The organism is Nocardia neocaledoniensis, assembly GCF_029868625.1.
Taxonomy (GTDB): Bacteria; Actinomycetota; Actinomycetes; order Mycobacteriales; family Mycobacteriaceae; genus Nocardia; species Nocardia neocaledoniensis_A.
This window is the reverse complement of record NZ_JARWOJ010000216.1, coordinates 1-8,556: the sequence shown is the minus strand read 5'-3', so window position 1 is coordinate 8,556 and position 8,556 is coordinate 1. Positions and strand designations below refer to the sequence as shown.

Annotated in this window: 4 protein-coding genes and 2 pseudogenes; 3 read left to right on the top strand and 3 right to left on the bottom strand. The window is 72.7% G+C overall.

Annotation, left to right across the window (positions count from 1 at the left end):
* Positions 1-123: pseudogene (locus QH270_RS15980) on the bottom strand (Fpg/Nei family DNA glycosylase); the annotation flags it as partial.
* On the opposite strand from QH270_RS15980, the pseudogene QH270_RS15975 reads away from it, so the two are divergent.
* Positions 116-1,075: pseudogene (locus tag QH270_RS15975) on the top strand (DUF2398 family protein); the annotation flags it as partial. The pseudogenes QH270_RS15980 and QH270_RS15975 overlap by 8 nt on opposite strands.
* A gap of 4 nt (positions 1,076-1,079) precedes the next feature.
* Positions 1,080-5,720 (top strand): SbcC/MukB-like Walker B domain-containing protein, encoded by a 4,641-nt coding sequence (locus QH270_RS15970; protein ID WP_280342754.1) that lies wholly within the window; start codon positions 1,080-1,082, stop codon positions 5,718-5,720.
* A gap of 107 nt (positions 5,721-5,827) precedes the next feature.
* Here QH270_RS15970 and QH270_RS15965 read toward each other — a convergent pair whose 3' ends face one another.
* Positions 5,828-6,790 carry a helix-turn-helix transcriptional regulator gene (locus QH270_RS15965; RefSeq protein WP_280342752.1) on the bottom strand — a complete coding sequence of 321 codons (963 nt, stop codon included), beginning with the start codon at positions 6,788-6,790 and terminating at the stop codon, positions 5,828-5,830.
* 86 nt (positions 6,791-6,876) lie between these two features.
* Between QH270_RS15965 and QH270_RS15960 the strand changes: the two genes are divergently transcribed.
* On the top strand, positions 6,877-8,010 hold the full coding sequence (locus QH270_RS15960) for an epoxide hydrolase family protein (RefSeq protein ID WP_280342749.1): 1,134 nt from the start codon (positions 6,877-6,879) through the stop codon (positions 8,008-8,010).
* Positions 8,011-8,027: 17 nt separating this feature from the next.
* On the opposite strand, the gene QH270_RS15955 is transcribed toward QH270_RS15960, so the two are convergent.
* Positions 8,028-8,528, bottom strand: a complete 501-nt coding sequence (locus QH270_RS15955) for a M15 family metallopeptidase (protein ID WP_280342756.1) — start codon at positions 8,526-8,528, stop codon at positions 8,028-8,030.
* Positions 8,529-8,556: the final 28 nt, after the last annotated feature.

Genomic DNA, 8,556 nt, shown 5'->3' with positions numbered 1-8,556 from the left:
GTACTGGAACGAGCGCGCGGCGTAGGACCCCTCGCGCACCATGTCACCGCACACCCGGCACGTATGCCCGGGCCCCGCGTGCACCCGCCTAACGGTACGCTTCTCGCCCATTAGCCGGGCCGCCGTCCGCGACGCGTTCGTCGACGGGGTCGGCTGGCTCGGCGCCAGGGGTGCCCTGACCCTGGCCGACGGCGACGCGGGCGGCTGGGCGTCGGACCCCGAGGCCGGGGAGGCGCTCTACGACATCGATCGCCCGGTGGTGTTCGCGCTGTTCCGGCCGCCGCGGGCACTGCAGCATCTGCACAGCGTGCGTGGCCTCCTCGCCGATGCCGATCCCTCCCCCGCCGAGTCGGCGCGCCGGCTGCGCCGCGCCCTCGTCGAGCGGCCGGTGGTCTATCTCGCGGACCTGCCGCCCGCCGAGCGCGCGCTGCTCGCGCAGGACCGCCTCGTCGGCGAGGTCGAGCACTGCACGGGCCTGCGCGCCGAGCGCAGAGCCGAGGGTGTGGCGCTGATCGACACCTCGGGCCGGTTGTCCGACACCAGGTTTCCCGGCACCGGCACGCTCGCACAGGTGGCCCTGCTGTTGATCGGTGAGATCGCCGACATGGTGCTCGACATCGATCATCCGCTCCCCCGGCGCCCCGATCCCGGCCTCGACGACGAGCTGCTCGACCGGCTCGACGAGGCCATCCCGGCGGCGGGGGTGTTCGCTCCGCTCGCCGAGGACGGCGAGGATCCCGACCCCGAAGCAACGGATACCGAGGACGAGGACGCCGAGCCGGTCACCTATCCGTTCCTGACCACGGAATGGGTCCGCGACACGGTCACCGCGCTCACCGACCGCTACGGCGCGACCTTCGCCGCGCAGTGGCAGGCCGATGTCGGCGGCCTCACCACCGAGGTGCTGTCCCTGCTGGCCCGGCTGCGGCTGATCCGGCCGGTTTCCGACGGGCTGCTGGTGTTGCCCGCGCTGGCCAGGTATCGCGGCGCCGTGGTCACCGTCCGGGTGCGCCGGACCGAGGAATTGTTCGTCACCGCCGCGGAGACCAGCGGCGCCGCAACGGGAGGGAACTGAGGAGATGTCGCTCATTCACGGCGGAGTGCGTTTCGTTCCGACCCGCGCCGGGATCGTCAACCTGTGGGACTACCGCGACCAGGAGTTCTGCTTCGCCGACGGCCGCCTCGTGCTGCGCGGCCCCAACGGCTCGGGCAAGACCAAGGCGCTGGAAGTGCTGTTCCCGTTCGTGCTCGACGGACGGATCGAGCCGCGCAGGCTCAACCCGTTCGCGGGTGAGGAACGCACCATGAAGTCGAATCTGCTGTATCGCAAGCAGGAGTCGGCGTACTCGTACGTGTGGATGGAGTTCGCGCGCGGCGACTGGGACGATCCCGAGGTCGTGACGGTCGGCATCGGCATGCGCGCCACCCGTTCCTCGGACAAGGTGACGCGCTGGTACTTCGTCGCCGACGGCCGCGCCGGTGTCGACTTCTCCCTCATCGGCCCCGACGACCGTCCGCTGACCCGCAAGCAACTCGCCGAACAGATCGGCAGCGACGCCATCGTCGACCGGCCGGTGGAGTACCGGGCCGCCATCGACGCCAGGATGTTCGGGCTCGGCGTGCAACGCTACGACCAGCTGATCAACCTGATCCTCACGCTGCGCAGGCCGCAGCTCGCCAAGAACCTGGACCCGCGCGGGCTCTCGCAGGCGCTGACCGACGGTCTGCGCCCACTCGACGAACAGCTGATCCTGGACGCGGCCCGCTCGTTCAGCGATATGGAGGAGGTCGGGCGCACGCTCGACGGGCTCGTCCAGGCCGACACGGCGACCAGGCGCTTCGTCGACGTGTATCGCAAATACCTTGCCGTGCAGGCGAAATCCGATGTCGACCAGGTCCGCACCCGTCTGGACGCGGTGACCAACGCGTCGACCGCGCTGTTCGCGGCGACGGCCCTGCGCACGCGTCGCGAGGCCGACCGGACCGCGGCCGAGGCCAGGGCCGAGGAGGCCGACCGCGCCTACGAGCAGGCCATCGCCGACCGGGAGAACCTGCAGCGATCCAGCGCCTACGAGGGCAAACAGCAGCTCGACGACCTCGCCGACGCCGTGCGCAGGCTGGAGACCTCCGCCGCGGTACACCGGGACAAGGCCGCCGAGGCGGGTCAGACCCTGCAGCGCCGCGCCGAGGAAGCCGAACGCGCCGCCGAGGCCGTCCGCACCGCGGCCGCCGCCCTGGTCCGCGGCGAGGACGCGCTGCGCGCGGCCGCCGAGGAGGCGGGCATCGAGTGGGTCGCGCCGAGCGCCGAGGGTCGCGGCGACCAGATCACCGCCGCCGTCCGCGGGCACGCCGAGGAACGCGACGCCGATGTGCGCGCGGTACGAAAGGCCGTGAGCCGCTGGGAATCCCTCGCCGCCGAGCGCACCCGTGCCCAGCGGCTGGCCGAACGCGCCGTGGAGCTGCGCGACGCCGCGGCGGCCGAGGTCGCCCACGCCGAAGCGGCGGTCGCCCTGGCCCGCACCGAGTCCACCGCCGCCCTGCGCGCGTGGTGGCAGGACAACGCCGCCGTCTTCACCCCGGCCGCGACCGGTGTCACGACCACCACCGGTCAGGACGCCGCCGCACCGGGTTCCGCGCGAACCGCTGGTGCGCCGGGGCGCGACACCTCGGCAGCCGGACCTGCGACGGACCCGGACCCGGCCGGAGTCGACGCGGGATCGGTCGATGCCGGCGCCTCGCCGAGTGGATCGGACAGCGACGGGCCCGCGCCCGCCCAGGGTCGCGCGCTCGGGCAGGATCTGTTCGCCGCCTTGGCGGCGGCGGTGACGGCGGCAGGCACCGACGACGCGGCGTCGGCCACCGAAGTGCTCACCGAGTACACCGAGCCACTCCAGGAACAGATCCGGACTCGGCGCCAGGAAGCCAAGGCCAGGGCGGCCGCCGCTGCCGCCCGCCGCGACAGCCTGGTCGCCGAACGCCGGCGCGTGGCGGCCGAGCGCGAGGACGCGCCGCCGGCGCACCCGACCGATGCGGGCGAGCACGCCGAACACCCCGGCGCGCCGCTGTGGCGCCTGGTCCACTTCGCCGACACCGTGACCGCGGAGCAGGCGGCGGGCATCGAGGCCGCCCTGCAGGCCGCGGGTCTGCTCGACGCCTGGATCACTGGACCCGACCTGCCTCCGACGGTCGACGGTGTCCGCTACCTGCTCCCCCTCCCTCCTGCCGAGCGGCCCACCGGGCGCACGCTCGCCGAAGTCCTCGCTGTCGAGGACGATTCCGCCGACCTGCCCGTCCCCACCGAGACGGTCGCGGCCGTCCTCGCCTCGATCGCGCTCACCGACGAGGCACCGCAGAACGGCGGCACCACCGACAGCACGACGGATTCCGGTGCGACACAGTCGATCCCGACAGGCAGTCCTACCGCTCGGGCGAGGCTGTCGGCGACTGCCGACGCGACGGCGTTCGCGGCGGAGCCGGGCGCCGATTCCGGCGGCGCGGCGACCGCGGGCCGGGGCGCCGCCGACCCGACCGAGCAGCATTCCACCGAACAGCATGCTGCCGAAGGTTTCCCGGCTGCGCGACCCCTCGTGACGCTCGGTGTCGACGGAACGTTTCGGCACGGCCTGCAGCGGGGTCGCCACACCAAGGCGGAGGCCGAGTTCCTCGGCGCGACGGCACGGGCGCGGCGCCGCACAGCGCGCCTGGCCGAGCTGGACGCCGCGATCGACGCGGCCGCGTCCGAGATCGAGGCCGCGAAAGCCGAAGAGTCCACCGCCGCAGCCGAATTGACAGCGATCAGCGCCGCCGCGAAAACGCTGCCGCGCCCCTCGGCCATCACCACCGCCTTGCGGGCGGTCGCGGAGACGGCGGGGCTCATGCGGTCCAGGACGGAGGCGGTCACCCAGGCCGAGCGCGAGCTCGATCACGCCGTCGCCGAGGCCACCGCGGCGGACAAGAAGCTGCGCACCACCGCGCAGGCGCACCGCACGCCCACCGAGGCGCGCGAACTCGACGCCCTCGCCGCCGCGATCAGGCACTTCGAGAACACCGGGACCGGCCTGCTGCGGTTGCGCGCCGAACACGAGCGCGAACGGGAACGCGAGCGCGAGGGCGCCGATCGGCACGACGAGGCACGCGCGCTGGCGGAGGCCTTCGCCGAGGAGGCCGAGGCCGCGCGGCTCGGGTTCACCGAACAGCAGCGCAAGCTGGAAACCCTGCGTGAGGCACTGGGCGCGAGCGCCGCCGACATCGATCGCGACCTCGAGGCGGCCCGCGCCGCGATCGAGGCGGCCAAGGCCGAGCAGCGGGCCGCCCGCAAGGCGGCCAACGCGGCGATCGAGGCGGTCGGTGACGCCGAGGCCGCGTATCGCACGGCCAACGAGGCCCTGGCCACCGCGCTCACCGAGGTACTGGCCGAGGTGCGCTGCCTCGCCCCGTACGCCCGGCCCGACCTGCTGAGTCTGCTGGGCGCGCCGGTGGAGCACCGCTGGCCCAGCGCCGACGCCGCCTGGTCGACACCGGAGCAGCTGCAGTACCGGATCGTCGCGGCGGGTCCCGAAACCGATCCGGTGGTGCTGCCCGAGGAGGTCGCCGCGCTGTTCGCCGACCTCGACTCCGCCACCGCGCAGGTGAAGGCCACCGAAGCCGGACGCAAGTCCACCCGCTCGGCCGTCACCAGCGCGCTGCAGGAGTTCGACGCCGCGCTCACCGCGTCGGGCCGGGACTACCGGCTGCACTGGGACGCCGCGGACGGCCTCACCGTGGTGGCCGTGCACGACGAGAACGGGCAGGCGGCGCTCGCCGATTTCGCGGCCCGCATCGACGCCGCCCGCCGCGATCAGGAACTGCTGCTCACCGACGCCGAGCGCCGCATCCTCGAGGACGCGCTGCTGACCGGGCTGGCCCAGCAGATCCACGAGAGAACCACCGACGCACGCGAACTCATCGCCAGGATGGGCGCGGAGATGAAGCAGCGGCGCATGTCCTCGGGCAACACGATCGGGGTGCACTGGGTGCTGGCCGACGGCCTGTCCGAGGCCGCCCGCGCGATGTGCAAGCTCCTCGATCGCGACACCGCCGCGCTGAGTCCCGAGGATCTGGGCGCGGTGCGCGCGCATTTCGCCGCCGAGATCCGCGCCGCCCGCACCGCGCACCCGGAACGCTCCTACCCCGAAATCCTCGCCGCCACCCTGGATTACCGCACCTGGCGGGTGTTCTCGTTCACGCTGATCAACGGCGACGGCAGCGAGGACAAGCTCACCGTGGCCCGGCACAGCGCGCTCTCCGGTGGGGAACAGTCGGTCTCGCTGCATCTGCCGCTGTTCGCCGCCGCGCACGTGATGCTCGACTCCGCCGACCCGCAGGCCCCGCGCCTGCTCGCGCTGGACGAGGCGTTCGCCGGTGTCGACGACAACGGCCGCAGCGAATTGCTCGGCTTGAGCGTGCAATTCGACCTCGACCTGTTCATGACCGGCTACGACCTGTGGATCACCTACGCCCACGTCCCCGGCTGCGCCCACTACGATCTCGCGCACTCCACCGCCGAGAACACCGTCAGCGCGACCCTGCTCGTGTGGGACAGCGGCGAACTCCTCGCCGAACACGACGGCGGCGACCTCACCACCGCCTTGGGCTCCCCCAACCGCCGCCGCGTTCCCAACACCATCGAAGGCGGCCTCACCCTGGAAGGCATGCCCGGCGAACCGGCCCCGGTGGGCTGATCGCCGCTCGGGCGCGGCCGAACCCGGGTGCCCGCCAGCGCCTGCGCCGACGTGGCGCCGTCCAGCTCCTGGCCGCCAACCCTCGGGCAGCGCCGAGGTGATGCCGACTATTCGGCGCGCGCGTGGGCGATGCGGGTCGCGATCTCCCGCAGGCGCGCGTCCAGTTCGGGGGAATCACGGATGCGGAACGGCACGCCCAGTGAGAGGAGCTGGGTGGCCAGCCATTCCGGGGCATCGTCGCGGGTCTCGACGAGGCGACAGCTCGTCGGTCCGGCCGCGAGCAGTGCTTCGGGGTGTGCACCGAGCCGCCCCGCGACCCGACCGATCGGCGCCTCGATCGTCACGTCCACCCGGTATTCCGGTGTCGCCCAATCGGTTCGACGGCCGGCGACATAGTCCGCCGCGTCGGCGGCGGGCAGCTCGCGGGTGACGCTCCGCGCGCCGGTCGGCTGTGGGGCGGTGATCCGGTCGGCGCGGAAGCTGCGCCATCCGTCACGATCGAGGTCGTAGGCCACGAGGTACCAGCGCCGTCCCGCTGCCACGACGCCGATCGGCTCGAGGTGCCTGCGCGACTCCGCGCCCCCGGCGTCCTGGTACCGCAGCCGCACCCGTTCACGATTGGTCACCGCGGCGGCGAGCACGGTGAGCACCTCCGGGTCCACCGTCGGCCCCGAACCCGATCGCACCGCGACGGCCGTGCCGACGACCCGGACCCGGCGGCGCAGCTTCGCCGGCAGGACCTGCTCGAGTTTGGTGAGCGCGCGCACCGAGGCGTCCTCGATCCCCGCGACCGCCTGGCCGGCCGCCACCCGCAGGCCGACCGCGACGGCCACCGCCTCGTCCTCGTCGAGGACCAGCGGTGGCAGCGCCGAGCCGGCGGTGAGCCGATATCCGCCGGTCGCGCCCATCGCCGCGACGACCGGATATCCCAGCTCCCGCAACCGGTCGACATCGCGACGGACGGTGCGGTCGGTGACGCCGAGTCGTTCGGCGAGTTCGCTGCCCGGCCATTCGCGGGGCATCTGCAACAGCGAGAGCAGCCTGAGCAGGCGCGCGGCGGTATCGGTCATGTCTTCCATCCTGCCGGAGAAGTAGGACCGGAACTGTCCTATATGACTCCTAGGGTCGAGGACATCACCGACCGAGGAGTTCACCGATGACCATTCGCCCGTTCCGCATCGACATCCCGCAGGCCGAACTCGACGACCTGCGCGACCGCCTCGCCCGCACCCGCTGGGCCGACCAGCTGCCCGGCTCGGGCTGGGAGCGCGGCGTCCCGGTCGACTATCTGCGCGAGCTGGCACGCTACTGGGCCGAGGATTTCGACTGGCGCGCACAGGAATCCGCGCTCAACGCGTTCCCGCAGTTCGTCACCGAGCTCGACGGACTCGACGTGCATTTCCTGCACGTCCGCTCCCCCGAACCGGACGCGGTACCGCTGCTGCTGACCCACGGCTGGCCGAACTCGTTCGTCGAATTCACCCACACCATCGGCCCGCTCACCGATCCGGGGGCACACGGCCTCGACCCCGCGCTCGCCTTCCACGTGGTGATCCCGTCGGTCCCCGGCTTCGCGTTCTCCGCTCCACCGCGCGAAACCGGGATGACCACCGCCACGGTGGCGCGGATGTGGACGACGCTGATGACGCGCCTCGGCTACGACCGTTACGGCGTCCAGGGCGGCGATCTCGGCGCCTACATCGCCCCCGAGATGGCGCTGGCCGCACCGGATCACGTGCTCGGCGTCCACCTCGACGGCGGCATCGGCATGCCGAGCGAGGCGGACGTGCCGACCATGTCCGCCGAGGACCTGGCGCAGTGGGCGGAGATGCAGCAGTGGATGACCGGCGGCGTCGACCACCACACCCTGCTGCGGGCGGCGCCGCAGACCTTCGCGCTCGGCTGGAACGACTCCCCGGTGGGGCTCCTGGCCTGGATGATGCAGAAGTTCCAGGAGTTCACGCCGATGGCCGAGCTGGCCGAGGACGTGATCGACCGCGACCACCTGCTGACCAACGTCGCGATCTACTGGTTCACCCAGACCACGGGCTCGTCGTCGTGGCCGATGTACAACGGTCTGCGCGACGGCGGTTTCGGCTGGCCGACCGGCCAGAACCTGGTGCCGACCGGTGTCTACGGCGGCGGTTCACCGCTCATGCGCAAACTCGCCGACCGCGACCACGAGATCACCCACTGGCCCTCGGGCAACCCGGGCAACCACTTCGTCGCGATGGAGGAACCAGCGGCGCACGTCGCCGATATCCGGACCTTCTTCGGCGCGCTCCGCTGAACCCGGCGCGCCCGGCGTCAGCGCAGGCTGGCGTCGGGCACGCGCGGCGGGCAGGGTGCGCCCGGTGCGGTGGCCAACTCGAAGTGCCACCACTCGTTGTCGAAGGTCCTGCACAGGCCCCACCGGTTGCCGTTGGCTTCCAGCCACTGGGCGCCGAACTGGGGGCCGACATCGATCGCGTGGCCGGAAACGTGGGTGGACTCCTCCGGCGGCAGCACCCAGCGGCGGGCCTCCTCGGGACTGCCGTAGGTGGCCAGACCGTCCTGCCAGAGCATGTCCTGCTCGGCGTAGGTGCGGTGTCCCGACGTGATCGACAGCGGGATGTCTTCGGCGTGCGCCTGCTGTTCCGCGAGGGTGTAGGCCAAGGCCAGGGCGGGGTCGAGGCCCTCGGTGCCCGCGGCGGACTGGAACTGTTCGCGCTGGTCGGTCCCGCTCGGCTGGGCGGCGGCGAGGCCGACGCCGACGGCGGGGACCGCCCCCGCGGCCCGGGGCCGGGCCCCCCAACCCGCGGGCCCCACGCCCCCCCCAGAAGTGAAGGCGGGAAAA

Bases quoted from the DNA above. Each gene is read 5' to 3' on its own strand.
- QH270_RS15970 (WP_280342754.1), top strand. From the start codon at position 1,080: ATGTCGCTCATTCACGGCGGAGTGCGTTTCGTTCCGACCCGCGCCGGG.
- QH270_RS15965 (WP_280342752.1), bottom strand. From the start codon at position 6,790: ATGACCGATACCGCCGCGCGCCTGCTCAGGCTGCTCTCGCTGTTGCAG.
- QH270_RS15960 (WP_280342749.1), top strand. From the start codon at position 6,877: ATGACCATTCGCCCGTTCCGCATCGACATCCCGCAGGCCGAACTCGAC.